The following is a 25,012-nucleotide window of genomic DNA, read 5'->3' as shown; positions in this document are numbered from 1 at the left end:
GTCGATGTCGACCAGACCCCGGCTGCGTCGATCGGTGCATCGGGTGTTGGGTGGGTGTGATGTCCGGACGAGGCGGCAGGGTCACCCTGGTCGCGGTGGCGGTCGTGCTCGCCTGGCTGGTCGTCGGCGCGGTCACCGGGCCCTTCGCCGGCCGGCTGGGCGAGGTCGCCACCAACGACAGCGCCGCGTTCCTGCCCGCCGACGCCGAGGCGACCCGGGCCCAGGAGCTGTCCGGGCGGTTCGTCGACCGGCAGACCACGCCGGCCCTGGTGGTCTACGAACGCACCAGCGGCATCACCGACGCCGACCGGCAGCGGGTGGCGGCCGACGCCACCCGGTTCGCCGGGGTGCCCGGGGTGGTCGGCCCGCTGCCCCCGCCGATCCCCAGCCAGGACGGGCAGGCGTTGCAGGTGGTGGTGCCGATCGACGACGCCGAGGGGGAGCGGATCGGTACGACGGTGGAACGGCTGCGGGACATCGCCGGCGGCGACCGGGACGGGTTGACCGTCGACGTGGCGGGGCCGGCCGGCCTGCTCGCCGACCTGATCGAGGTCTTCTCCGCCATCGACGGCACGCTGCTGCTGGTCACCCTCTGCGTGGTGCTGGTCATCCTGCTGGTCGTCTACCGCAGCCCGATCCTCTGGATCTTCCCGCTGCTCGCCGCCGGGACGTCCTTCGCGCTGGCCGCCGCCCTCGTCCACCTGCTCGCCGACGCCGATGTCATCACCCTCAACGGGCAGGCGCAGGGCATCCTCACCGTGCTGGTCTTCGGCGCCGGCACCGACTACGCGCTGCTGCTGGTGGCCCGCTACCGCGAGGAACTGCATCGGCACGCCCGCCCCCGGGAGGCGATGCGGACCGCCTGGAAGGGCGCCGCCCCGGCGATCGTCGCCTCCGGTGGCACGGTCATCCTCAGTCTGCTCTGCCTGCTGCTGTCCAGCCTCAACTCCAACCGCGCGCTCGGCCCGGTCGCCGCCATCGGCATCGCCGCCACCCTGCTGGTGATGCTCACCTTCCTGCCCGCCCTGCTGGTACTCGGCGGGCGGTGGGCGTTCTGGCCGCGCCGGCCCCGGGCGGACGAGGCGGAACCGCAGGCCGAGCACGGCAGCTGGCGCCGGATCGCCGGTTTCGTGGCCCGCCGGGCCCGGCCGGTCTGGCTGGTCACCAGCGTGCTACTGGCCACCCTGGCGCTCGGCCTGACCCAGCTCGGCGCCACCACGCTCGGCCAGTCCGACCTGTTCACCCAGCGCACCGACTCGGTCGCCGGCCAGGAGGTGATCGCCCGGCACTACCCGGCCGGCACCGGCAGCCCGGCCACCATCCTGGTCGACCAGCGGGCCGCCCGGCAGGTCGCCGAGGTGGCCCGCGCGGTGCCCGGGGTGGCCGTCGTCCGCCCGGTCACCGGGGACCCGACCGGCCCGCCCGACCCCGCGGCGCCACCCAGGGTGGTGGACGGCACCGTGCAACTGGAGGCGACGCTGGCCGACCCGCCGGACAGCGACGGCGCCGAGCGGACCATCCGCGACCTGCGCGCCGCGGTGCACCGGGTGCCCGGCGCGGACGCCGCGGTCGGCGGCTTCACCGCGATCAACGTGGACACCGCGGACGCCGCCACCCGGGACCAGAACGTCATCATCCCGGTGGTGCTGGTGGTCATCGCGATCATCCTGGCCGTGCTGCTCCGCGCGCTGCTCGCCCCGATCCTGCTGATCGCCACGGTGCTGCTCTCGTTCGCCGCCACGCTCGGGCTCTGCGCGCTGATCTTCCGGCACGTCCTCGACTTCCCCGGCGTGGACGCGTCGTTCCCGCTGTTCGCGTTCGTCTTCCTGGTCGCCCTCGGCATCGACTACAACATCTTCCTGATGAGCCGGGTGCGGGAGGAGTCCGTCCGGCGGGGCACCCGGGCCGGGGTGCTGGCCGGCCTGGCGGTCACCGGCGGCGTCATCACGTCGGCCGGAATCGTGCTGGCCGCGACCTTCTCGGCGCTGGCCGTCCTGCCGCTGGTGGTCCTGGTCGAGCTGGGCGTGGCGGTCGCCGTGGGCGTGCTCATCGACACCATCGTGGTCCGCTCGCTGCTGGTGCCGGCGCTGGCGTACGACATCGGGCCGCGGGTGTGGTGGCCGGGCCGGCTGGCCCGGGCCAACGGTGAACGGGAGGCGCGTCGTGCTGGCTGAGACCGATGTGGTGATCGTCGGCGGTGGCCTGGCCGGCCTCGCCGCGGCCCGGCGGCTGCACCGGGCCGGCGTGCCCTGGCGGCTGCTCGAGGCCGGCGGCCGGCTCGGCGGCCGGGTCGCCACCGACGCCGTCGACGGCTACCTGCTCGACCGGGGCTTCCAGGTGCTCAACACCGCCTACCCGCGGCTCGGCACGCTGCTCGACGTCGACCGGCTGGGCCTGGGCCACTTCACCCCCGGCGTGCTGGTGCGCAAGGGCGACTCGCTGCACCGGCTGGTCAACCCGCTGCGCGAGCCGACCGGCGGGCCGCGCACCGCGCTGGCCGGCATCGGCTCGCCGCTCGACCGGCTGCGGTTCGCCGCGCTCGCCGCCGGCTGCGCCACGCTGCCGCCCGGGCGGCTGCTCGCCGCGCCGGAGACCACCACCGAGGCGGCGCTGCGCCGGGCCGGGCTCTCCGACGCGATCATCGAGGAGCTGCTCCGGCCGTTCCTCTCCGGCGTCTTCGTGGAACGGGAGCTGGAGACCTCCAGCCGGGTGTTCGCGATGGTGCTGCGCTCGTTCGCCCGCGGGCGGATCGGCCTGCCCGCCGAGGGGATGGCCGCGCTGCCCCGGGCGATCGCCGACCCGCTGCCGGCCGACCTGATCGACCTGGACACCCCGGTCTCGCAGGTCGCGCCCGGCCGGGTCCGCACCCAGGCCGGCGACATCGGCTGCCGCGCCGTCGTGGTCGCCGTCGACCCGCTGGCGGCGGCCACCCTGCTGCCGGCCCTGCCACCGGTACGCATGCACAGCTACACGACCTACTACCACAGCACCGCCGAGCCGCCGCTGGCCGAGCCGATCCTGCTGGTCGACGGCGACCGGCGGGAACTGGTCGCCAACACGGTGGTGGTCAGCCGGGCCGCGCCCGCGTACGCGCCGGCCGGGCGGCACCTGGTGGCCACCTCGGTGGTCGGCCCAACGGCCCCGCCCGAGCCGGCCGTACGGCTCGAACTGGCCCGGCTCTACGGACGGTCCACCGCCGACTGGACGCACCTGACCACCGTGTCGATCCCGGCCGCGCTGCCCGCCGCGCCACCGCCGCAGGGGCGGCTGCGCAAGCCGGTGGCGCTCGGCGACGGCCTGTTCGTGGCCGGGGACCACCGGGACAGCCCGTCCATCCAGGGGGCGCTGACCAGCGGCTGGCGGGCCGCCGGGGCGGTGCTGGAGCGGCTGCGGTCCGGCTGAGAAAGCGGGGCACCCGGCGAGTTGTTGATCACTTATCATCCTCGCCATGCCTGCCCCCCTTCCGCCGCCCAACTTCGACGCCGCGGCGGCGTACCCCCAGGTCAGCGCGGTGCGCGCGGCGCTCGCCGCGCGTGACTGGCCGGCCCTGCGCGCACAGCTGGCCGAGCCGGACCCGCACGGCCGCACGGTCCTGGTCGGCGAGGTCGGCGAGACCGCCGACATCGAGGAGTTCCTTGGCGGGGTGCTGGCCGAGCAGCCGGCGGATCCGCTGGCCGGGACGCTGCTCGGCGCGTACCTCATCCGGGCCGGCTGGCGGATCCGCTCGGCCCGCCGCGCCCAGTACGTCAGCCGTGACCAGTTCGCCCAGTTCTTCGACCACCTGCGCCGCGCCGAGCAGGTGCTGATCGAGGTCACCGCCCGCCACCCGGACGACGCGGCGGCCTGGACGCAGCGCATCACCAACGCCCGGGGCCTGCAACTCGGCCAGGCCGAGGCGCGCCGCCGCTACGACCAGCTCGCCAAGCACCACCCGCACCACCTGCCGGCGCAGGCGTCGCTGCTGCAACAGTTCTGCCCGAAGTGGAGCGGCACCTGGGAGCGGGCGCACGGCTTCGCCCGGGAGTGCGCGGCGGCGGCCCCGCCCGGCGCGCCGAACGCGGTGCTGGTCGTCGAGGCGCACCTGGAGCAGGCGCTCGACCAGGACACCCTCGGCAAGGCCGGCGCCCACCTGCGCAGCCCGCACGTCAGCCGGGAGATCCACGAGGCGGCGCAGCGGTCGATCTCGCACCCCGAGTTCCGCAACGGCTGGGGTTGGGTCTGGGTGCGCAGCACCTTCGCCATGGCGTTCTGCCTGATGGAGGAGTGGCCCGCGGCCGCGCAGCAGTTCCAGGCCCTGGGCCCGCTCGGCCACGAGGCGATGTTCGGCTACATCGACGGCGACGAGACGAAGCAGTTCCAGCGGTTCCGCGACAAGGCGTACGCGAAGGGCGGCCTGGCATGATCCAGCACCTGGACGTGGACGGGGTGCCCACCCTGCTCGCCCCGACCGGCGGGCCGATGCGCGCCGGACTGACCTTCCGGGTCGGCACCGCCGACGAGACGCTGGCCCGCAGCGGCATCACCCACCTGCTGGAACACCTCGCGCTGGCGCCCCTCGGGATGGCTGACTACCACTTCAACGGGGCCACCTCGCCGGTCTTCACCACCTTCCACATGCAGGGGTCCGAGCAGGACATCGCCACCTTCCTCACCGCCGTCTGCGCCAACCTGACCGAGCTGCCGACCGGCCGGCTGGAGGTGGAGAAGGAGATCCTGCGCACCGAGTGGAGCAACCGCGGCGGCTCGCCGGTGGAGGCGGTGCCGCTGTGGCGGCACGGCGCCCGGGACTTCGGCCTGAGCAGCTACCCCGAGTGGGGGCTGAGCGGGCTCACCGGCGACGACCTGCGGCAGTGGGCGGCCCGCTGGTTCACCCGGGAGAACGCGGTGCTCTGGATCGCCGGCGACCGGGTGCCCGCCGGGCTGCGGCTGGCGCTGCCCGCCGGCGTACGCCAGCCGGTGCCGGCCGCGTCGTCGGCGCTGCCGCGTACCCCGGCGTACTTCGTCAGCGGCTCGCGGGCGGTGGTCCTCGACGCGGTGGTGCGGCGCTCGACCGCCGCGAGCCTCTTCGCCGACGTGCTGGAGCGCGAGCTGTTCCGGTCGCTGCGGCAGGAGGGCGGCCTCTCCTACACCACCACCGCCGGCTACGACCCGCGCGGCGACGGGTACGCCTGCCTGCGCGCGCTCGCCGACGCGCTGCCGGAGAAGCAGGACGCGGTGCTCGGCGGCTTCATCGACACGCTGGCCAAGCTCCGGGTCGGCCGGATCGAGCAGAGCGACCTGGACTCCTGCGTGGCCAAGCGCGAGGACCTGCTCGGCACCGCCGAGGTGGACGCCGCCCGGCTGCCGGCGTACGCCTGCAACGTGCTCACCGGAGAGCGCAACCTCACCATCGACGAGCACCGGGCCGAGCTGAAGGCGGTCACCGTCGCCGACCTGCACGCGGTGGCCCGGGAGGTGGCCGGGTCGGCGCTGCTGATGGTGCCGGAGGGCAACACCGCCGACTGGGCCGGCTTCGTCGAGGCGCCCACCTGCTCGGAGCGGATCGTCGACGGCACCGCGTACCGGGAGCGGGAGGGCGACGGCGAACTGCGCGTCGGCGTCGACGGGGTCAGCTACGTCGGGCCGGGCGGCCCGCTCACCGTCACCTACGCCGACTGCGCGGTGCTGCTCGCCTGGCCGGACGGCGCGCGGCAGCTGATCGGCGCGGACGCCATCTCGATGCGGATCGAACCCACCATGTTCGAGCTGCACCCCGGCGCGATCCGGGTGATCGACTCGCAGGTGCCGGCGGACCGGCAGGTGGTCATGCCGGCGCGCGACCCGGAGCGCATCCCGCAGCCCCGCGCGGCCGAGCCGGCGCCCCGCCGGGAGCCGGTCCAGCGGTCCTGGTGGGAGCTCCCGCTGATGGTGCTCAGCGGCCTGGCCGCGCTGGCGGTCGGCGGGCTGAACGCCCTGCTCACCCTCGGCATGTTCATCACCGAGACGGCCGAGGGCGAGGGCTGGCTGTGGGGCGTCGTCGTGGTGGGTTGGCTGCTCACTGTTATCCTCGCGTTGCCCATCGTGCTGCTGCGCCGGCGACGCCGATGAGCGAGGGTGCCGGTTCGTGCTGGCCGGTGATCGACCGGCCGGGATAGGATCCGGCGCGGTGCCGGGGCGGTAGCTCAGCCGGTTAGAGCAGGGGACTCATAATCCCTCGGTCGCGGGTTCGAGTCCCGCCCGCCCCACCAGCCGTTTTCCCTGGTCGGCCATGCTGACGACGACCCGGGCGGATCGCGTGAAGGTCCGGACCTACGCCCTCAGTCCGCACTGAGTCCGCAGCAGCACGAGCCGCCGCCCGGTCGAGGCGATCCGCCACCTGGTCCAAGTCGTCCTCTAAGCGCTGCGAGGGCTTCATGACACGGGCTGACTGCCGGATCTAGGTTGTCTCCTGTGCGTGACCAATTCCGTGAGCTGACTGACCCTGACCGTGAGGTTCGGCTGGAGGCACTGCGTGCGCTCGTGGCTGGAGCCGAGAAAGGGGACGTGGCCGCGAAGCAGGTCCTCAGGGAGATCGTGACCGGGTACCCCAACTTCGACCCCGAGATCTACTCCCGCGCGTTGAATCTCCTTGCGTTGTTCGGTGATGAGTCGCTGGCCGAAGCGCTCCTTGCTGCGCTTGCCGACGAGGAGTATGGATGCCAGAGGTGGGCGGCGACCGGCTGCGGCATCCTGCGCCTTCAGACGGCCGCCCCGCTGTTGATCGACCTACTTCGCCACCCGGATGCTCTCGCCCGCGAGAGCGCCTGTGAAGCTCTGGGAGAGATACGTGACCCCACCGCGATCACGCCTCTCGCGCAGGTGCTCGACGACCCAGCCGAGCACGTCAGAGCAGCTGCCGCCTACGCCCTGGCCGACATCGGTGACGACGAGGCGATCGAGCGCTTGTGGGCTGCGCTGGAGTCGCCCCGCCGGCCCGTACGTGCCGGCTACCTGTCGGCCGCGCTGGCGCGCCCTGCAATCAAAACTTTCGACCGTCTGATCCAGGCGACCTCACACGACGATCCCGAAGTGCGGTTCTGGGCAGCACGAGCGCTCGGCGCCACCGGCGACGAAAGAGCCGAGAAGCTGCTGACGCGCCTCGCCGTCGAGGACCACGCCACGGTGCGAACCGGCGGGCACGTAAGTACCGCTGCCAAGAAGGCGCTGAAGACGCTGCGAAACGTCCGCAAACACCAACGAAAAGCACGCGCTGGAGAATAGACCACGTGATCTCGTCAAGCAGGTACTGGGATTCCGATCTCAAGCATCTGCCGGGACGGAAAACACCGCGCGGTCCACGCCGCGCGGTCCACGTGTTGCCGAATTCCGCTCTATTAGATCAAGGCGGCCCGCAAGCGCGCCGCGCCGGCCCGGCCCCGGCCTGCTGGCGACCTCCGCCGGCATCGGCCGGGCCGGCCGGCCGGCCACGCTGACAGACGCAGGATCTTTGAAGACCTCGGGGCTCCGCCGCGAACCCTGACCCTCCTCCGAGATGCCGCCCGCGGCTCACCTCGCCGGGCACCACGAGGGCTACCAGCTTCCGGGGAGGGCGACCAGGTCGTTCGTCCGGTAGACGCTCCACCTGGTCACCCTCCCCGGAAGCTGGACGGGCTACGACTGCCCCACGAGGAGATCGCTCTCATCGATCAAGAAACCGCACGATGGCGTCGCCAAGACGCCGGTCCGGGTCGCGAGGCTTTAGGTCAGGGTCGGAGAACGGGGGACCGGCAACGAGCTCAGCCAGAACAGACTGCAGCCGCTTCCGTTCCGCTCGTAGGCTCGACCACGCCGAGTCCGGTAGCCGCAGCACGTTGGTGAGCAGGTCACCCGGGTAGTAGTGGCCCTCGGCCAACGGATCGCGGAGCAGGACTTGTACCGCGAGAGGCAGCAGAGCAGGCACGCCAATCTGTTGCCCGAGCATGATGCGCAGGTCTTCGACCGTGAACTCAGCCAACGGCTTGCGTCGTAGCGTCGTGCAACGCCTCACCAGAGACGTGGCGTCCGGGCCGGGGTCCGGCCAAACGTTCCGTTCAAGCTGCTCGATCGTCGTCACGGCGGTCAGGCTAGTCGGCACCCGCGATGCTGGGCTGCCCGGAAGGCTGGCGGGCCGCCTGGCTGTACAGCTATCAGTACAGCCAACTCGGCCGACACGGGCCGGGGGAGGGCTACACCGGTCGACGACTCGCGCAGGTCAGCAGGACCGACGTACGCCGGCCGACGTCAGTCTTGATCAAGGCAGGGGCGCGTCCCGCCATTGAGCGGCTATGGGAAGCTGCTGCCGTGGAGGACAACACGGATAGGCTGCACGACCTCCTACTAGAGGTCGCTCATGTGCTGCGGGTCGATGAGCCCGAGTGGAGCAGCGCCTTGGCGAGATTCGGCCGGCGGCTGGTCGAGGCGGGCGCAGATCGCGACGGCCGGCAGCGGGTAGTGCGGGACATCCTCGGCCTCTACCGACAAGGGATGGGCGGCTTCCAGGACATTGTCCTGCAGCGAGACGGTGCGGTCCTGCCTGAGCAGCGGCAGCTCGACCGCCTGCGTTCAATGCTCTTCGAGGAGTTGCAAGGGCAGTTGGCCGGCGAGCCTCTGTAGCCTGCAGCGGTGGAGCAGTTTGCCCCACAGACGGGCAGTCCGCAGTCCGCAAGAGGGTGACGGAGGCTGGGGGAGCGGTGTGAGGTGTCGGAAGGTGTTTTGGCTGCTGGGCCCCTATTCCCCCAGATAGGCAGGGCGGGCACTTTGATCTCATAATCCTCGGTCGCGGGTTCGAGTCCCGCCCGCCCCACCAACCGTTTTCCTGCCCAACCATGCTGCCGACGACCCGGCCGGACCGCGTGAAGGTCCGCACCGACGCCCTCGGTCCGGGCGGCTGCTCTCGCTCGCGCACCACATCACGCTCAACTTCCACGCCAGACGAGGACGGCTCGGTGAGTGACGTTCCTGATCTCGGTCCCCTGCCGCAGCGCATCACCGTCGACGCGGAACAGGTGCATCGGCTCATCGCCGACCAGTTCCCGCACCTGGCCGACCTCCCGATCGAGCCGGTAGCCAACGGCGGCTGGGACAACTGGACCTTCCACCTCGGCCCCGAGATGCTGGTGCGGCTGCCCAGCGCTGCCGAGTACGCCTTGGCGGTCGACAAGGAACATCGGTGGCTCCCGGCCCTCGCCGCTCGGCTGCCGCTGCCCATCCCCGCCCCGCTGGCGAAAGGCGAGCCGGATGCGGGCTACCCCTATCCGTGGTCGATCTACCGGTGGCTCGACGGCGAGCCGGCGAGCGCGGACCGCATCGCGGACCCGGTGCGGTTCGCGGTCGACCTGGCCGAGTTCCTGGCGGCCTTGCGGAGCGTCGACGCCACTGGCGGCCCGCAGCCGGGTGTCCACAACTGGTTCCGGGGCGGCACCCTGCGCACCTACGACAGGGAAGTCGAGCGTGCGCTCGCGGAGTTGACCGACCACGTCGACGCCGAACTGGTGCGCGAGATCTGGGCGGGGGCACTCGACGCCTGCTGGGACGGTGTCGACCGCTGGTTCCATGGAGACCTCGCCCAGGGCAACCTGCTCCTTGCTGACGGCCGGTTGGCGGCCGTCATCGACTTCGGGACCTGCGGCGTCGGTGACCCGGCCTGCGATCTGGCGATCGCCTGGACGTTGCTGACCGCCGACGGCCGGCAGGCGTTCCGCGAGCAACTGTCGGTGGATGATGCGACCTGGGCGCGCGGACGTGGCTGGGCCCTCTGGAAAACCCTCGCCACCTGCTCCTCCACCTCCCAAGATCCCGAGGACGCAGCAGAGTTCGCGAACGCGCAACGCGTCCTCGGTGAAATCTTCTCCGAATACGCGGCCAGCGCTGTCACCAAGCCTCGCCCGGGACAGTGATTATGTGGACGTGGAGTACGTGTCCAGAGTGCCGCGACCGCCGCTGGACGGGCTGATCGACGACCTCTACTACCTGGAGGGTGCGCCGCCGTACGCCCGGCTGACGCTGCCGCCGATGCCGGCGGCGTTGCTCATCGTCAACCTCGGGGCGCCGTTCCGCATCCGCGCCGGCACCGACATCGAGACGGCGGAGTACGCCGACGGCTGCGTGGTCACCATGCCCACCCGCGCGTTGGAGTTCGGCTACCCACTCCGGACCCGGTCCGTCGGCGTGCACTTCAAGCCGTGGGGGCTGGCGCCGTTCCTGCCGATGCCCGCGGCCGAGTTGTGTGACCGGCCGGTGACGGTAGAGCAGGTTTGGGGCCGGCCCGCCACCGCTGAGCTGCGGGACCGGCTGGCCACGGCGGACGGACCGCACGAGATGCTCACGCTGCTCGAGGAGGAGCTGACCCGACGGCTGTGCGCTACCGCCGGCCTGGGACTGGTCCGCCACACGAGCCGCGTCATCGCGGCGACCAGCGGGGCGGTGGCGATCGGCGACCTGAGGGTGGCAGCCGGTGTCAGCAGCACCCATCTGGCGCAGCGATTCAAGCAGCTCATCGGCGTCACGCCGAAGCGGCTGGCCCGCACCCACCGCTTCACCGCCACCGTGTTCTCGATCAACCCCGCCGGACCGATCGACTGGGGCGATCTCGCCGGTCGCGCGGGCTACTTCGACCAGGCCCACTTCGGCCACGAGTTCCGGGCGTTCACCGGGCTCACGCCGACCCGGTACGTCGAAGTCCGGCGGCGGTTCCTGCGCGAGCATCCCGACCACGTGCTGGACAGCTGGCCGCTGCCGGCCGATTGATTTCTTACAAGAGCGACAGCTCACGACACGCCAAAATGGGGGCATCCCAGAGCAGAGGAGCGCCCCATGGGCACAGTGGTCATGTACAGCTCGGTGTCGGTGGACGGCTTCATCGCGGACGAGAACGACCAGCCCGGACCGCTGTTCGACTGGTTGTCCAGCGGTGACGTGCCGTTGGACTCCAGCGGCGAGCTGACGGTGTCGCAGACGTCCTACGACTACACCCGGCCGTACTGGGACCAGATCGGAGTCACGATCGTCGGCCGCCACGTCTTCGACATGACGGACGGCTGGGACGGGAAGCCTCCGGGCGGGATCGACCACGTGGTCGTCGTGACGCACCGGCCGCCGCCCGAGGGCTGGGACCCCGAGGCGCCGTTCCACTTCGTCAACGGCGTCGAGGCAGCCGTGGCCACGGCGCAGGAGCTCGCGGGTGACCGCGTGGTCGAGGTCGCCGCTGGCGACGTCGGCGGCCAGGTGCTTGCCGGGGGCCTGGTCGACGAGGTGCGTATGGACGTCGTACCCGTCGTGTTCGGCTCCGGCAAGCGCTACTTCGGGTCGGTCCACGAGCAGCACCTGTTGGAGGATCCCGACGTGGTGATTCAGGGCAACCGGGTGCTTCACCTGCGCTATCGGGTGCGCCGTTGACCGATCCGGGCCGTCCCTGGTCGGGCGGCCGACGGCGATCCGCCCCAGCACCTCGCCTGCGGCTGGTTCACCGCACGGTCGCTTGCTCGGGGTGCGGCCGAGCTCGACCGTGCTCCGGGGCATGCCGCCGCTCCCACGGACAGGCCCCTCGGGAAGGAATCGCGCTCAGCGCTTCGTCTCGTACCTGGTCAGGATCACGCCGCCGGGGAAGGTCCGCGTCTCCACCAGGTTCAGGTCCACCCAGCCGTCCAGCGCACTGAAGAACGGTTTGCCGCCGCCCACGAGGACCGGATGGGTCACGATCTCGTACTCGTCGATCAGCCCGGCCCGCATGACCGCCCCGGCGAGCGTTGCGCCACCGACCCTCATCGGCCCGCCGTCCTCGGCCTTGAGCCGGGTGATCTCGGCGACCGCGTCGCCGGAAACCAGGCGAGTGTTCCAGTCGACCTTGTCGATCGTCGAGGAGAACACCACCTTCGGCGTGTCCCGCCAGTTCCGCGCGAACTCGATCTGCGCCGGGGTGGCACCCGGCTGCCGGTCGCCGGTCGGCCAGTAGGCGCTCATGGTCTCCCACAGTCGGCGCCCGTACAGAAACAGGCTGATCACCCGCTCTTGATCGAGCCACCACTGGAAAAGCTCATCGTTCGGCTCGCCCCAGCCGAGGTCGTCGCCGGGCGCGGAAATGTAGCCGTCCCGGGACAGGTTCATGCCGTAGACCAGTTTCCGCATCGCGCGATGCCTTCCGTCAGCCGGTCTCGGAAGACTAGACCAGTCGAGCGGAGGACGGTGGCTGGACAATCTCCCGTACGGCCAAATCGCCGACGGATATGGCGCGGCGCGAACGGTGGCGAAACCGAGAGCGGATCAGGTTAGTGCTCGTCCAGCAGACGATCTCGCCGGTGCGTTCGGTGACTATGGCACAGTCCTGAGTGTGTCGTTGGACGAGCTGCCGGACTGGTTGCCGGCTTGGTGTCTCGACCAACTGGGCGGCGATCCCGCCGGCGTGCTGTTCCAGTCGCGACAGGTCTCGATGGTGTTCGGTCTGCGGTTGGTCGGTGGCCGGGACGTCGTGGTCAAGGCGCGCGCCGACGGCGGCCGGGCCTCGTCGTGCGTCGCGGCGCAGGCCCGGCTGGCCGAGCGCGGGTTTCCGTGTGCCCGGCCGCTCACACCGGTGGTCGGTGTCGGTGAACTGGCCGTGCACGCCGAGGAATTCCGGCCCGGAGGCGAGGTGTTGCACGGGGACTCCCCGGACATCGCTCTGCGCTGCGCGGAGGTGTTCGCCCGGCTGATGGCCGAACTTGCCGGTGTGCCCGTCGCGCCGCCGCTGCCGAATCCGCCCTGGGTGCGCTGGGACCACACCGATCCCGGGCTGTGGCCGGCCATCGACCTCCTCGACAGCCGGGACCAGAGTGTGGTGTCCGAGCACATCGTCGAGACGGCCGAGCGGGCCCGGGAGCGGCTGCTGGCCGCCGGATTGCCGTGCGTGCTCGGCCACGCCGACTTCGAGGCGCAGAACCTGCGGTGGCGGGGTCGGCAGGTGTGGGCGGTGCACGACTGGGACAGCCTGGCGTGGCAGCCGGAGGCGGCGCTGGTGGGAGCGGCGGGCGGGTCGTTCGCCAGTGCCGGACCGCCCACGCTGGCGCCGATCGACAGCTCCGAGGCGTTCCTGGTGGCTTATCAGGACGTTCGGCGGCGCCTGTTCACGGCCGAGGAGCTGGAGATCGCCTGGGCGGCCAGCTTGTGGATGGCTGCGTACAACGCACGGGAGCTGGCACTGTGCGGTGGCACCCCGGCGGGCGCCGAAGCGCTGCGGGCACAGGCAGCCGAACGCCTCCGCCGGGCCAATGCGTAAATCAACCACATCGGCGGGTTCTATCGTGCGTCGCTCGCTTGGTGGAGGCGGCCGTCGGGCAGGCACGGCGCGGGGGGCGGGCGGGCCCGGAGCGGCCGGTGACGGGGATAAATGGCTTGCACGTGCGCCGGGCCGAGGGTTTGGCTGCTCGCCATGCCTTCCCCCTCACCGATCTTCGTAGCGGGTACGGGCCGTTCGGGAACGTCGCGGATCGCCGACATCATCGGCGAACATCCACTGATCCATCGGATTCCGATGGAGACGAGGTTTCTCGTCGACCCGGGTGGCCTGCGGGATCTGGCCGACGCGCTCACCGATCGATACGACCCCACGGTCGGTGAGGACGCCCTGCACCGGCTGAGCGACTTCCTCACCGTACGAGTGCCCGGCCGGCGCGACGATCGCGGCAAGACCGTTCCCGAGCTGGTCGGCGAGCGGCGCTACCGGGACGCGGTGCAGCAGCTCTGGCCGCGGTTGATCGCGTGCGCATACGACGAACCCGCGCCCGCGGAAGGCTTCGGGAACGCCGACCGGCCGGCCGGGCCGTTCAAGCCGCTGAGCCGCCGGCGGGTACTTCCCAGGTACTTCAGCGACCGGGGCGAACTGCTCGGAATCCTGCGGGGCCTGATCGACACCATGTTCGGCGGAGCAGCCGCCGACGCGGGCAAGCCGACCTGGTGCGAGAAGACACCGTTCAACCTGCTGTGCATGGACTTCCTCTGGGAACTGGTCCCCGAGGCGACCATCGTGCACATCAAGCGTCACCCGGTCTCGGTGCTCGCATCCCACCTGGCCCAGCCGTGGGCCCCGCCCACCGTCGACGGGGCCCTCGCCTACCTCAAGCCGGTCTACCACCGATGGCTCACCTGGAAGAACGCGGCCGACCTGACGGGCAGGCGATACGTCGAGGTGAAAGCAGAAGACCTCGCGGCCGACTGGCCCGGGCAGCGCCGCGCCCTGTTCGAACGGCTCGACGTCGACGACTTCGCCACCCCGTCGACGTTCCAGTCGCACAAGCTGACGCACCGCAGCGACCAATTCGACGGCGAGACCCGCGAGTTCATCGAAGCAGCCCTCGGCACGGTCATCCCAGCCATGGGATATGAGTGACCGCTCCGGCTCGCCACCGTGACGACGCCGTGTCGCGCCGCAGCCGGCCTCGTGATCTCACGGCCCCTCGGTCGCGGCGTTCGGGTCCCGCCGCCCACCGCGTACGACCGCCGCTCAGCGCTTACCGACGACCCGGACGAACGGCGTCACGATCGGGACGGGGCAGCACCGCCGTCATCGTGGTCAGCCCTCGATGAACTGGTAGTCGTTGCCGATGCGACCGTCCGCACCGAGGATGAGGATCTCCAGCCCGCCACCGGCCGCGTCGCCGCCGGCCCGAGGCACCATCTCCCACCGGAACTTGACCACGTCGTGGAGCCGGTCGGCGTCGCCGCGGGACCGGAACACGAAGGTGCCCGGAGCGACGAACCGTTCATAGGCGCGCGTCACCCGCAGTTCCAGCGCGTCATGCCCGCGCGCCTCCAGAGTCAGGCGATCGAACCCCAGCCCCTCCGCGGTCTGTCGCATCTCCTGAGGGGGTTGTAGGACGTGGATCGCGTCGGGGGACCACAGGTCGCCGATGGCGGTGCGGCGTCGTTCCGGGTCGGGTTCATTCCACACGGCGACGTAGCGGTCCGTGAGGTCCTTCAGGTCGATGTCAGCCATGATGATCCTTCGGTCGTGGATGATCGTTGCGACCACGACTGTGCTGCGGCCGGCGCGCCGCCACAATTCCCCGCAGGGAATCGTCCGACGGCGCTGCACCCCGTATACAGGAGGCATGATCACCGAATCGGCGAGCGGTGGACTCGCGGCGGGGCTGCGCACGTGGCGCACCCGCCGACGCATCAGCCAACTCGAACTGGCGGTGCGTGCGGGCACCACCCAACGGCACGTCAGCTTCATCGAGAGCGGACGCTCGACCCCTGGCCGGTCGATGATCATCCGGCTGGCCGAGTCGCTGGAGGTGCCGATCCGCGAACGCAACGAACTGCTCCTCGCCGCTGGTTTCGCCCCCGCGTACCCACAGACCGACCTGGACGACCCCCAGTTGGCGCCGATCCGGACGGCCCTCGAGCGCGTCCTTCAGGGGCACCTGCCGTATCCGGCGGTGATCGTCGATCGGCACGGCGACCTCATCTCGGCCAACGCCGGGTTCCACACGATCACCCGGGGAGTCGACCCGGACCTGCTCGCCCCACCGGCGAGCGTGCCCAGGATCCTGCTGCATCCACGAGGTCTCGCGCCGCGCATCGTCAACCTCGACGAGTGGGCATGGCACATCATCACCCGCGTCGAGGCCGAGAGCCTGCGCAACCCGAGCGACCGGCTCCGCCACCTCGCCGCCGAACTCGCCGACCTGGCACCTCCGCGTCCACGCCACCTCGCGCCGCACCACCTCGGCTTCGCGGTGCCGCTACAACTGCGCACGAGCGAGCCGGACAACCGGGAACTCCGGCTCATCACCACACTCACCCACTTCGGTACCGCCACCGACGTCACCGTCGCCGAACTGCGACTCGAAGCATTCCTACCGGCCGACGAAGCGACCAGCGCCGCACTGACCGAACTCGTCACGGGGTGAACACCACCCGTTCATACCGCTGACCGGAGATCCGGTCATGCCGGCGGCCAAGCGCTTGCTCCTCACGCGGCGTCATGCCACATAGTCGGTGGCGTGGAGGAGCACCTGACAGTGGGGCGTGTGGCGAAGTTGGCCGGCGTCAGCGTCCGCACACTGCACCACTACGACGAGATCGGCCTCCTGGCGCCGTCCACGCGGACCGCGGCCGGGCACCGGGCCTACTCCGCCGGCGACGTGGAGCGGCTCCGGGAGGTGCTCGCCTACCGGCGGCTCGGCTTCGGCCTGCGGGAGATCGCGGATCTGGTCGACGACCCGGCCACCGACGCGGTCGCGCACCTGTGCCGGCTGCGCGGCCTGCTGATGGACCAGCGCGACCGCGCTGCCGCCATGGTGACGGCCATCGACAGGGAGCTGGAGGCGCGAGCGATGGGAATCAGGACGACCCCGGAGGAGCAACTGAGAATGTTCGGCGCGCAACTGTACGACGCCATCGGATCCGCCTACCCGGCGACGCGGCGGACCGAGCCACGGATCGCCGAGCGCATCTGGGATGCGCTGGGGGACGCACGCACCGTGCTGAACGTCGGGGCAGGCACCGGCTCCTACGAACCACCCGACCGGGACGTCACGGCGGTGGAACCGTCGGCGGTCATGCGGGCGCAGCGTCCCGTGGGCGCGGCGCCGTGCGTGGCCGCCGCCGCGGAGAACCTGCCGTTCGAGGACCAGTCCTTCGACGCCGCGATGGCGGTCAGCACCGTCCACCACTGGCCGGACCCGGTCGCCGGGCTGCGTGAGATGCGGCGGGTGGCCCGCCGCGTGGTGGTGTTCACGTACGACGCCGACGACACCGGCTGGCGTCAGCGGTTCTGGCTCACCCGCGACTACCTGCCCGAGTTCGCAGACCTCCTCGTCGGCTGGCCGTCCCTGGCCGACCTGACCCGCGCGATCGGAGGGCGCGCGGAGCCGGTGCTCGTCCCGTGGGACTGCGCTGACGGCTTCTTCGAGGCGCACTGGCGCCGGCCCGAGGCGTACCTGGACGAACACGTACGCCGCGCGGTCTCGGTTTGGACCAGGGTCGGGCCGCAGGCCGAGCAGCGTGCGGTCAGGACGCTGCGCGAAGACCTCTCCTCGGGCCGGTGGGCCGAACGCAACCGCGACCTGGTCGCCCTCGACGCGGCGGAACTCGGTCTCCGCCTGCTCGTGGCCTGAACCACCGGGCGTGAGAGCGCCGCCAGGAACATCAGCTACCGCCGCGGCGACGTCACCAGCCGGTCCCGGTTCTCGGCGACCACGACGCCAACCGGTCGGGACACGACAGTCGCTTCGGGCGTTCGGCGGGGTGCGGTTTTCCGCACCCCGGTGGTTGAGGTCGGCCTGCTGAGGTCGGCGGTGGACCCCATGGTCCGGGCCGCGGGGGGTTCATAGCGTCTTCGGCATGATCCGTTTGTGGCAGCTACCGATGCACGCCGGCCGGTTGGCCCAGGAGCCTGATCCGCCCCCGGGCGGTCCGGTCGGGTTGGCGACCGACCTGACGGAGCGGCTCGGTGCCCCCGCCGCCGGCCTGGCCGTCGCGACGCGGAATCCGATCCCGGCCCGTGCACCCGGCATCGTTCACGGCACCGCACCCCGGTCGGAGCAGGGCCGATGACGCCGGGTGTGGTGGACCCCGCCCCGACCGGGCGTCGCCGGCGGCAGGCTGCCCGGGCGCCGTTCACCACGCGGGCTGGCCGGTGGAGCGCCAACCATCCGTGGCTCGCGATCACCGCCTGGTTGTGTTTCGTGCTCGCCAGCGTGGTCGGTGGCAACCTGGTCGGTACGGTGGAGGCCACCACGCAGGACAGCCTGCACGGGGAACTGGCCCGCGCGGACCGCATCGAGCAGGCCGGCGCCTTCCCGGAGGCCCCGGCGGCGGAGAGCGTCCTGATCACGGCCCGAACCGGGGATCTCGATCTCCAGCGTGCGCAGGGTGTGGCGGCCGACCTGTCGGCGCGGATGCGCGCGCTGCCCGAGGTGGCGACGGTGGCTGACCCGGTCACCTCGCCGGGTCGCGACGCGGTGCTGGTCGAGGTCGAGCTGACCGGTTCGGCGAACGACGCCGACGCGCGGGTCGGACCGCTGCTGGAGGCCACCAGGCAGGCGCAGCAGCGGCATCCCGACCTGCGGGTGGAACAGGTGGGATCGGCGTCCCTGGCGAAGGCGCTGACCGAGACGCTGGCGGCGGATTTCGTCAAGGCCGAGCTGATCAGCGTGCCGGTCGCGCTGGTGATCCTGCTGTTCAGCTTCGGCGCGTTGATCGCCGCCGGGGTGCCCGTGGTGCTGGCGTTGTCGGCCGTCGCGGGTGCCATGGGGCTGGCCCAGTTCGCCTCGCACATCTTCCCGGCCGGTGAACTGGTCAGCAGCATCATCCTGCTGATCGGCATGGCCGTCGGGGTCGACTACTCGCTGTTCTACCTTCGCCGCGAGCGGGAGGAACGCGCTCGCGGGCGGGACAATCGCAGCGCGGTCGAGATCGCAGCCGCCACCTCGGGGCACGCGGTGCTGGTCTCCGGCGTCGCCGTCATGGTCGCCATGGCCAGCCTGTTCCTGGTCGGCGACAACACGTTCAGCTCGATGGCGACCGGCTCGATCCTGGTCGTCGGGGTGGCGGTGGTCGGCTCGCTGACCGTCCTGCCGGCGATCCTGGTCGTCCTCGGGCGTTGGGTGGACCGGCCGCGGGTGCCCTTCCTCGGCCAGCGGATCCAGCGGGCGGAGCGTAGCCCGTTCTGGTCGGCGGTCCTGCGCCCGGCGCTGCGCGCGCCGCTGGTGACGTTCGTGCTCTCCGCCGGGGCGCTGGTGCTCCTCGCCGTGCCGGCGCTGGACATGAACCTCAAGCGGCCGACCACCACCGACCTGCCCCGCTCGATCCCGATCCTGGGCACCTACGACCGCCTGGCGCAGGTGTTTCCGAGCAACGAGCTGGGCACCAGCCATCTGGTCGCGGTCCGTACCGGCGTCACCGGCGGACCGGAGGTGGAGCGGAAACTCGCCGATCTTGCCGAGCGGATCAAGGGGGACGGCCGGTTCGCCCAGGACCGCCCCCCGACCGTGCGCAGGTCCGCCGACGGCACCGTCTTCCTGGCCACCATCCGCGTGGCGGGCGCCAGCGACAGCAGCGAGGCGACGCAGTCGCTGCGCCGGCTGCGCGGCGAACTGCTGCCGGCCACGGTCGGCACGGTCCCGGACACGGAGTGGGCGGTGGCTGGCCGTACCGCGAGCGATGCCGACTTCCGGGACCGCACGGCGGCGGCGCTGCCACCGGTCGTCGCGTTCGTGTTCGGCATGACGTTTCTGGTCATGCTCGCCACGTTCCGATCGGTGGTGGTGGCGTTGGTGTCGATCCTGCTCAACACGATCTCCGTGGCCGCCTCGTACGGACTGCTGGTGCTGGTGTTCCAGCACAACTGGGCGGAAGACCTGCTCGGGTTCACCTCCAACGGCGCTGTCGTGTCCTGGCTGCCGCTGATGCTGTTCGTCATCCTCTTCGGGCTCTCGATGGACTACCACGTGTTCGTGGTGAGCCGCATCCGCGAGGCGGTCCAGCGCGGCGTACCGACCCGGCGGGCGATCGAGCAGGGCATCGTCTCGTCAGCGTCGACGGTCAGCAGCGCCGCGATCATCATGGTGGCCGTCTTCTGCATCTTCGCCACCCTGTCCATCGTCGAGTTCAAACAACTCGGCGTGGGGCTCGCCGCCGCGATCCTGATCGACGCCACCATCATCCGCGCGGTTGTCCTGCCGTCCCTCATGCGACTGCTCGGCGAGGCGAACTGGTGGGCCCCGCGCTTCCTCGCCGGCCGCCACACCGATGTCACCCGGCGGGACAGCGCCGCCGATGCGCCGGTCGCCACCCTTGCCGGTGACCGGTAGCTCGACCGCCGACCGCAAACCTGCCCACCGAACCGGAAGGAGGACGGGCCCCCCGCCCGCCCGCACGGGCGCGGCGGCCCTGACCACAGATGACCACTTCCTGGGACCCCACCGCGCCGGGTGTGCTCCGACTGCCCTCCGGCCGACTTGTCCGCGGCCGTGCGCTCCGGCGCCCGCTGCCGCCGGGCGTGCAACCCACCTTCGCGCTCTACCTCCTCGGCCGCGAGCCAGCCCCGGTGGCATGGGAGCACCGGTGGCTGCGCTGGCCCGACTTCCGGCTGCCGTCCGACCGCGCGGCGACCGCCGACGCGTTGCGCGAGGCCTGGGCTCGCGCCGGAGACGAACGCGTAGAGATCGCCTGTGGCGGTGGGAAGGGACGCACCGGCACGGCCCTCGCCTGCCTCGCGGTGCTCGACGGGGTGCCCAACGACCAGGCGGTCGCCTATGTCCGGCAGCACTACGCCGCCGGTGCCGTCGAGACCCCCTGGCAACGCCGTTTCGTCACCCGCTCCGATAGGTGCGACCCGGTCCCCGCTCCGGCTTGCGCGCCGGTAGCCAGGCAGACTCGCCTGGCTACCGGCGAACCCGCCACGGCTGGTCCGCGAGCTGTACGGGCGCGCTTGGGCCAGCGGCGTCCCGATCCTGGTTCCGAGCCGGTCGGACCTGCAGGACCGCGACCGACGACAGCACCAGCACCCCGCCGACGAGTTGAACAGCGCTCAGGGATTCGCCGAGGGTCAACGCGGCCAGTCCGGTGGTGACCACCGGTTCGAAGGTGGACAGGATGGCGGCGGTCGACGGGCCGGTCCGCTTCAGACCGGCGAAGAACGTGAGCATCGCCAGGACGGTGGAGACGACGGCGATGCAGGCCAGCCAGAACCATCCGGGCAGCCTGAAGTCGAGGTCGACCCCGCCGGTGAGCAGCGCACGCGCACCGAGGGTGCCGGCGGCGCCGGCCATCACCAGCGCGGACAGCACCACCGGCGGCAGCCGGTGCACGACGGTGTCGGCGACCAGGATGTAGCCGGTGTAGGTGATCGCGGCACCGAAGGCCAGCAGCGCCCCGCGGGGATGGAAGCTCACGCCGCCGGCGCCGAGGAGGACGAGCAGCGTTCCGCAGGACGCGGCCACCAGGGCGGCGCCGCGCCCGGGTGTCAGTCGGTCCCGGCCCAGCAGCACCGCCGCCACGGTGACCAGGACGGGGTAGGTGTAGAGGATCAGGGACAACAGCGACGCGTCCATCAGCTGCAGGGCCGAGAAGAACAGACTGGCCTGCGTGGCGTACCCGACGGCGCCCAGGCCGACGGCGGTGGCCAGCAGCCGGCGGCGTGCGGCCGCTGGGCGGTCGGCCGGCTCGCCGGGTGGTCCCGGTGCTTCTCGCCGTAGGTCCTGGCGGGCGAGCAGGACCATCCCCAGCAGCGCGGCGGCCAGGCTGAAGCGCACCAGGAGCAACGTCCCGGGCGATACGCCCGCCTGGTAGGCGAGCTTTCCGAAGATCGCCATGGCGCCGAAGCACGCCGCGGAGAGAAGACACAGAGCCGCACCCATGCGATTCAGCATCGGCTACCCGATTCATCAGGTCTAGTGACGATACGTGGAGCCGACTCGTTAGCATTTTTGCATGGTCGCGCTGGATCTTCGCCGCCTCCGCTTCCTTCGGGAGTTCGAGGAGCGGGGCACCCTGGCCGCGGTCGCCGGGGCGCTCGGCTACAGCCCCTCCGCGGTGTCCCAGCAGCTAGCTCTCCTGGAACGGGAGGTCGGCACCCGGTTGTTCGAGAAGGCCGGGCGGGGCGTGCGGCTGACCGACGCCGGGCAGCTCTTGGCCCGGCACGCGCGGGTGCTGTTGTCGGCGGCCGAGGCGGCGGAGGCCGACCTGGCCGCGTTGAGCGGTGAGGTGCGGGGCACCGTGCGGGCCGGCGGCCTGCAGTCTGCCGCTCGCCGCCTGCTGGTGCCGGCCGTCGCCCGGTTGACGGTCGAGCACCCGCAGGTCCGCGCGGAGATCTCCGAGCTCGAACTGGAGCAGGCACTACCGGGCCTGCGGCTGGGCTCGGTCGACCTGATGATCGGCGACGAGTACGACGGTCATCCCCGGCCCCGGCCCGCCGGGCTGCGCTTCGCGGTCCTGCACGAGGAGCCGCTGAAGGTGGTCCTCCCCGCGACCCACCCGCTGGCCAGGTCTGGCGGACCGGTCCCGATCGCCATGCTGCGATCCGAGGTCTGGGCCGCCTCCGACGAGGGGACCGGCCATCACGCCATGGTGGTCGGGACCTGCCGCTCCCTCGGCGGGTACGAGCCCGACCTGCGGCACCGCTCCAGCGACGCCGACGTACAACTCGAACTCGTCCGCGTCGCGGCGGCCGTCGCGTTGATGCCCCTGCTGACCCTGCCGGCCGACGACCCCGCGCTGGCCGTCCGCGACGTCGCCGAAGCCACCCTCGGCCGCCGCCTGGTCGTGGTCACCCGGGACAGTCCGCCGGCTCCGGCCCTGACCGCCCTGCTGGCCGCCGTGACCGACCAGGCCCGCCAGCTCGAACGATCAGGGCCCGAGCCGACGCCCGGACGCCGATCCAAGGGCTGCGCCGAGGAGGGTCGGGTGCTCGGTCCACAGCCACCGCAGGTACTGCCGTAGTTCCTCGGGGGTGGCCACCCATCCCTCGTCGGTGTAGGCGAGGATGCGTCGGACCTCACCCGGCACCAGGTCGTAGCCGGTCGCCCCGGTCTCCGGGACGGGCCGGTCCGGGGGCACGGCCACCGGCAGCGGAATCAGCGGGAGGCGAAGCCCGCCGCCGGTGAGGGCCTCGAGGACCGTGAGGTAGACGCGGGCCAGGTGGTACGGGGAGACGACGAGCGCCAGGCTGGTGATGCCGTACCCCCGGACCCGGTCGACGATCCACGCGGCCTGCAGGCCGGTGTTGGGGGCCGGCTCGGCCTGGAGGTGGACCCCGTCGGTGCGACGGAGGCCGAGGCCGCGCAGGTGGTCAAGGGTGAGCTCGACGTACGTCTGTTCCGCCGGGTTGCCGTTCGCGACCAGGAGGTGGCGGACCCGGGGGTTGGCCTCCCAGTGCCGAATGGCGTGGGTGAGCCGCCAGTCCTCGCCCTGCCCGGTGGGGACGACGAGCGCGTCGACCTGCGCGGCGGCCGACTGCGGCAGGGTCAGGATCATCGTGAGGGCCTTCGCCACCGCCAGGAACTGGCCGGCGGTGCAGCCGGCGAAATCCTCGTCGGGCACGAGCCGAGGGGTCGCGGGGCGCGACGGCGACACAGCCACCCGACGATGCTACGAAGCCGCGCCGCCCGCCGCTGCCCGCCCGCGCCCGCCGCTCGCCGCCGTCCGCCCGCAGCCGCAGGCGGCGGCCGGGGCGCGTAACGGCGGAGGGGGCGTATGGTGCCGGCATGGCGCGCGAGGTCTGGGCCGACGGCCAGGCATACGAGGCGTACGTGGGCCGGTGGAGCCGCCGGGTCGCCGAGGAGTTCGTCGGCTGGCTGGCCGTGCCAGCCGGCCGGCGCTGGCTCGACGTCGGCTGCGGCACCGGCGCGCTGACCTCGACGGTCCTCGCGCGGGCGGCGCCGGGGCAGGTCGTCGGCGTCGACGCCTCCCACGGGTTCGTCAGCCACGCCCGGTCGCTGGTGGACGACCGGCGGGCGGCCTTCCAGGTCGGCGACGCCCAGGCGCTGCCGTTGCCGGACCGCAGCGTCGACGTGGTGGTCAGCGGGCTGGCGCTCAACTTCGTGCCGGACCCGGCGCGCGCCGCGGCCGAGTTCGCCCGGGTGCTCCGGCCGGGCGGCGTGGCCGCCGCGTACGTCTGGGACTACGCCGAGGGCATGGCGATGATGCGGCACTTCTGGGACGCCGCCATCCGGCTCGACCCGGCGCTGGCCGACCTGGACGAGGCCCGCCGGTTCCCAATCTGCGCCCCGGAGCCGCTGCGGACGCTCTGGGCGGATGCCGGGCTGACGGCGGTGTCGGTCCGGCCCATCGAGGTGGACACGGTGTTCGCCGACTTCGACGAGTACTGGGCGCCGTTCCTCGGCGGTCAGGGCGCGGCTCCGGCCTACCTGATGGCGCAGCCCGAGCGGCACCGCGCCGCGCTGCGCGAGGAACTGGCGGCCCGGGTGCCGACCGGGCCGGACGGGTCGATCCGGCTCACCGCCCGGGCCTGGGCCGTACGGGGCACGGCGGCCGACTGACCTCCTCGGTGGACGGCGGTCGTTCCTCTCATGGACGGCGGCTGCTGGCTGACGTCGATCCGGCTGTCCAGTGCCGGACTGAGCCCGCCCGCACCGCCGGCTCCTCCGTCAACCTTGGCGCACGCGTTCCGCGTACCGCTGGATCGGAGGATCGATGAGAAGTCACCGTCGACGGCGCGCGACCGGCACGATGCTGGTCGCGGCCCTGGTCACCGCGATCGTCACCGCCCTGCTGCCCGCGTCGCCCGCCCTCGCGCTGCCCTCCGGCAGCGGCTGGTCGGCCTCGTGGAGCTACTACCAGCCCACCGCCTACCAGTACGCGGGCACGCTGCCCGGCGTACGGCTGACCGGCTACGCCACCGACAACTCGGGCACCAGCAGCACCGCCGGGACCATTGAGGACACCGCCGACGACGCGCGGTGCGCCCGGGTGATGCTCTACGCCTACGGCGTCGGGTACGTCGCCGACCGGACCACCTGCGGCAACGGCTCGTACCTGACGTACAGCACGGGCAGCTTCAGCCAGGGGCTGCTGGTGATCGTCTACCGGATGGTCCCCGGCACGACCACCCAGGACAAGGGCTTCTACCTGTACATCCCCGGCTCGGCGACCGACCCGGAACTGCGGACGGTCGGCACCGGCGCAAGCTGGTCGTACTACACCTCGACCTCGTTCCAGTACACGGTGACCCGCCCCGGCGTGCGGCTGACCGGCTACGGCGCGCACCAGTCCGGCGACCTGCGCTCCGCGCTGAACACGGTGCAGAAGACCGCCACCTCGGTCGGCTGCGCCACGGGCAGCGTCACCGGGGGATTGACCACCAGCGGCGGGACCTGCGCCAACGGCGGCAGCACGTCGTTCGGCCGGTTCGACCTGAGCAACAACTTCGAGGCGTCCGCCTGCTACCAGCCGGTGCCCGGCACCCGCCGCTGCCTGCCGCTGAACATCCCCGAGCCCTGGTAGTCACCGGACACCTCTGGACGTCGCACCGCGAATCGGCCGCGCCGCACCGGGCCCCCTGCCGCCGGCAGGGGGCCCG

General features: G+C 71.9%; 22 protein-coding genes, 1 tRNA gene and 1 pseudogene. 19 read left to right on the top strand and 5 right to left on the bottom strand.

The features are described from left to right. The first annotated feature begins 59 nt into the window (after positions 1–59). From SM577_RS02770 to SM577_RS02745, 6 genes are all read left to right on the top strand, one after another. On the top strand, positions 60–2,174 hold the full coding sequence (locus tag SM577_RS02770) for an MMPL family transporter (protein ID WP_302918930.1): 2,115 nt from the start codon (positions 60–62) through the stop codon (positions 2,172–2,174). After that, positions 2,164–3,402 (top strand): NAD(P)/FAD-dependent oxidoreductase, encoded by a 1,239-nt coding sequence (locus tag SM577_RS02765; RefSeq protein WP_474586200.1) that lies wholly within the window; start codon positions 2,164–2,166, stop codon positions 3,400–3,402. Before SM577_RS02770 ends, SM577_RS02765 begins: the two co-directional genes overlap by 11 nt. A gap of 46 nt (positions 3,403–3,448) precedes the next feature. Beyond that, positions 3,449–4,402, top strand: coding sequence for a hypothetical protein (locus SM577_RS02760; RefSeq protein ID WP_474586199.1), 954 nt, complete (start codon positions 3,449–3,451; stop codon positions 4,400–4,402). Then, positions 4,399–6,087 (top strand): M16 family metallopeptidase, encoded by a 1,689-nt coding sequence (locus tag SM577_RS02755; protein WP_474586198.1) that lies wholly within the window; start codon positions 4,399–4,401, stop codon positions 6,085–6,087. Before SM577_RS02760 ends, SM577_RS02755 begins: the two co-directional genes overlap by 4 nt. Before the next feature lie 63 nt (positions 6,088–6,150). Further along, positions 6,151–6,227, top strand: a tRNA-Ile gene (locus tag SM577_RS02750). Positions 6,228–6,522: 295 nt separating this feature from the next. Further along, positions 6,523–7,239 (top strand): HEAT repeat domain-containing protein, encoded by a 717-nt coding sequence (locus SM577_RS02745; RefSeq protein ID WP_474586197.1) that lies wholly within the window; start codon positions 6,523–6,525, stop codon positions 7,237–7,239. Between the two features lie 418 nt (positions 7,240–7,657). Here the strand turns inward: SM577_RS02745 and SM577_RS02740 are convergent, their stop codons facing one another. Further along, a complete protein-coding gene (locus tag SM577_RS02740) occupies positions 7,658–8,071 on the bottom strand; it encodes a contact-dependent growth inhibition system immunity protein (protein WP_302918926.1) in 414 nt (137 codons plus the stop codon). Positions 8,072–8,298: 227 nt separating this feature from the next. Here SM577_RS02740 and SM577_RS02735 point away from each other — a divergent pair, with 227 nt between their 5' ends. The 4 genes from SM577_RS02735 (at position 8,299) to SM577_RS02720 (ending at position 11,391) form a co-directional block, all read left to right on the top strand. Continuing rightward, positions 8,299–8,610: a DUF6966 domain-containing protein gene (locus tag SM577_RS02735; protein ID WP_302918925.1), complete on the top strand. Its 312-nt coding sequence runs from the start codon at positions 8,299–8,301 to the stop codon at positions 8,608–8,610. 332 nt (positions 8,611–8,942) lie between these two features. Then, positions 8,943–9,893, top strand: coding sequence for an aminoglycoside phosphotransferase family protein (locus tag SM577_RS02730; protein WP_474586227.1), 951 nt, complete (start codon positions 8,943–8,945; stop codon positions 9,891–9,893). Positions 9,894–9,903: 10 nt separating this feature from the next. Continuing rightward, on the top strand, positions 9,904–10,743 hold the full coding sequence (locus SM577_RS02725) for a helix-turn-helix domain-containing protein (RefSeq protein ID WP_474586196.1): 840 nt from the start codon (positions 9,904–9,906) through the stop codon (positions 10,741–10,743). A 66-nt stretch (positions 10,744–10,809) separates the two neighbouring features. Next, on the top strand, positions 10,810–11,391 hold the full coding sequence (locus SM577_RS02720) for a dihydrofolate reductase family protein (protein WP_474586195.1): 582 nt from the start codon (positions 10,810–10,812) through the stop codon (positions 11,389–11,391). A gap of 165 nt (positions 11,392–11,556) precedes the next feature. Here SM577_RS02720 and SM577_RS02715 read toward each other — a convergent pair whose 3' ends face one another. Then, positions 11,557–12,120 carry a dihydrofolate reductase family protein gene (locus SM577_RS02715; RefSeq protein WP_474586194.1) on the bottom strand — a complete coding sequence of 188 codons (564 nt, stop codon included), beginning with the start codon at positions 12,118–12,120 and terminating at the stop codon, positions 11,557–11,559. Between the two features lie 202 nt (positions 12,121–12,322). On the opposite strand from SM577_RS02715, the gene SM577_RS02710 reads away from it, so the two are divergent. Continuing rightward, positions 12,323–13,243, top strand: a complete 921-nt coding sequence (locus SM577_RS02710) for a phosphotransferase (RefSeq protein ID WP_474586193.1) — start codon at positions 12,323–12,325, stop codon at positions 13,241–13,243. A 111-nt stretch (positions 13,244–13,354) separates the two neighbouring features. Next, complete coding sequence (locus SM577_RS02705) at positions 13,355–14,353, top strand: sulfotransferase family protein (protein WP_474586192.1); 999 nt, start codon at positions 13,355–13,357, stop codon at positions 14,351–14,353. Between the two features lie 183 nt (positions 14,354–14,536). Here SM577_RS02705 and SM577_RS02700 read toward each other — a convergent pair whose 3' ends face one another. Next, positions 14,537–14,959, bottom strand: a complete 423-nt coding sequence (locus SM577_RS02700; RefSeq protein WP_474586191.1) for a hypothetical protein — start codon at positions 14,957–14,959, stop codon at positions 14,537–14,539. 115 nt (positions 14,960–15,074) lie between these two features. Between SM577_RS02700 and SM577_RS02695 the strand changes: the two genes are divergently transcribed. The 4 genes and pseudogenes from SM577_RS02695 to SM577_RS02680 all read left to right on the top strand — a co-directional run. Next, positions 15,075–15,878: a helix-turn-helix domain-containing protein gene (locus SM577_RS02695; RefSeq protein ID WP_302918918.1), complete on the top strand. Its 804-nt coding sequence runs from the start codon at positions 15,075–15,077 to the stop codon at positions 15,876–15,878. 93 nt (positions 15,879–15,971) lie between these two features. After that, on the top strand, positions 15,972–17,087 hold the full coding sequence (locus SM577_RS02690; RefSeq protein WP_474586190.1) for a MerR family transcriptional regulator: 1,116 nt from the start codon (positions 15,972–15,974) through the stop codon (positions 17,085–17,087). Positions 17,088–17,522: 435 nt separating this feature from the next. Beyond that, positions 17,523–19,784 (top strand): MMPL family transporter, encoded by a 2,262-nt coding sequence (locus tag SM577_RS02685; protein WP_474586189.1) that lies wholly within the window; start codon positions 17,523–17,525, stop codon positions 19,782–19,784. Between the two features lie 89 nt (positions 19,785–19,873). Continuing rightward, a pseudogene (locus tag SM577_RS02680) lies at positions 19,874–20,272 on the top strand (protein-tyrosine phosphatase family protein); the annotation flags it as partial. Positions 20,273–20,357: 85 nt separating this feature from the next. Here SM577_RS02680 and SM577_RS02675 read toward each other — a convergent pair. Next, on the bottom strand, positions 20,358–21,332 hold the full coding sequence (locus SM577_RS02675) for a DMT family transporter (RefSeq protein WP_474586188.1): 975 nt from the start codon (positions 21,330–21,332) through the stop codon (positions 20,358–20,360). Between the two features lie 73 nt (positions 21,333–21,405). Between SM577_RS02675 and SM577_RS02670 the strand changes: the two genes are divergently transcribed. Next, positions 21,406–22,413 carry a LysR family transcriptional regulator gene (locus tag SM577_RS02670; protein ID WP_474586187.1) on the top strand — a complete coding sequence of 336 codons (1,008 nt, stop codon included), beginning with the start codon at positions 21,406–21,408 and terminating at the stop codon, positions 22,411–22,413. On the opposite strand, the gene SM577_RS02665 is transcribed toward SM577_RS02670, so the two are convergent. Beyond that, positions 22,321–23,013, bottom strand: a complete 693-nt coding sequence (locus SM577_RS02665; protein ID WP_302918912.1) for a YdcF family protein — start codon at positions 23,011–23,013, stop codon at positions 22,321–22,323. The two genes, SM577_RS02670 and SM577_RS02665, sit on opposite strands and share 93 nt — an antisense overlap. A gap of 164 nt (positions 23,014–23,177) precedes the next feature. On the opposite strand from SM577_RS02665, the gene SM577_RS02660 reads away from it, so the two are divergent. After that, the gene (locus tag SM577_RS02660) at positions 23,178–23,972 is read left to right on the top strand and encodes a class I SAM-dependent methyltransferase (protein WP_474586186.1); all 795 of its coding nucleotides are present in this window, start codon (positions 23,178–23,180) and stop codon (positions 23,970–23,972) included. 154 nt (positions 23,973–24,126) lie between these two features. Next, positions 24,127–24,936 (top strand): hypothetical protein, encoded by an 810-nt coding sequence (locus SM577_RS02655; RefSeq protein ID WP_474586185.1) that lies wholly within the window; start codon positions 24,127–24,129, stop codon positions 24,934–24,936. Positions 24,937–25,012: the final 76 nt, after the last annotated feature.

Source organism: Micromonospora desertarenae (assembly GCF_056150265.1).
Note: the sequence above shows the minus strand (reverse complement) of the source record. Positions and strands in the feature narration are given on the sequence as shown.

Excerpts from the sequence above, each read along its gene's own strand:
- SM577_RS02770 (WP_302918930.1), top strand. The coding sequence starts at position 60 with ATGTCCGGACGAGGCGGCAGGGTCACCCTGGTCGCGGTGGCGGTCGTG.
- SM577_RS02760 (WP_474586199.1), top strand. The coding sequence starts at position 3,449 with ATGCCTGCCCCCCTTCCGCCGCCCAACTTCGACGCCGCGGCGGCGTAC.
- SM577_RS02755 (WP_474586198.1), top strand. The coding sequence starts at position 4,399 with ATGATCCAGCACCTGGACGTGGACGGGGTGCCCACCCTGCTCGCCCCG.
- SM577_RS02720 (WP_474586195.1), top strand. The coding sequence starts at position 10,810 with ATGGGCACAGTGGTCATGTACAGCTCGGTGTCGGTGGACGGCTTCATC.
- SM577_RS02715 (WP_474586194.1), bottom strand. The coding sequence starts at position 12,120 with ATGCGGAAACTGGTCTACGGCATGAACCTGTCCCGGGACGGCTACATT.
- SM577_RS02705 (WP_474586192.1), top strand. The coding sequence starts at position 13,355 with ATGGCTTGCACGTGCGCCGGGCCGAGGGTTTGGCTGCTCGCCATGCCT.
- SM577_RS02700 (WP_474586191.1), bottom strand. The coding sequence starts at position 14,959 with ATGGCTGACATCGACCTGAAGGACCTCACGGACCGCTACGTCGCCGTG.
- SM577_RS02695 (WP_302918918.1), top strand. The coding sequence starts at position 15,075 with ATGATCACCGAATCGGCGAGCGGTGGACTCGCGGCGGGGCTGCGCACG.
- SM577_RS02685 (WP_474586189.1), top strand. The coding sequence starts at position 17,523 with ATGACGCCGGGTGTGGTGGACCCCGCCCCGACCGGGCGTCGCCGGCGG.
- SM577_RS02675 (WP_474586188.1), bottom strand. The coding sequence starts at position 21,332 with ATGGGTGCGGCTCTGTGTCTTCTCTCCGCGGCGTGCTTCGGCGCCATG.
- SM577_RS02670 (WP_474586187.1), top strand. The coding sequence starts at position 21,406 with ATGGTCGCGCTGGATCTTCGCCGCCTCCGCTTCCTTCGGGAGTTCGAG.
- SM577_RS02660 (WP_474586186.1), top strand. The coding sequence starts at position 23,178 with ATGGCGCGCGAGGTCTGGGCCGACGGCCAGGCATACGAGGCGTACGTG.
- SM577_RS02655 (WP_474586185.1), top strand. The coding sequence starts at position 24,127 with ATGAGAAGTCACCGTCGACGGCGCGCGACCGGCACGATGCTGGTCGCG.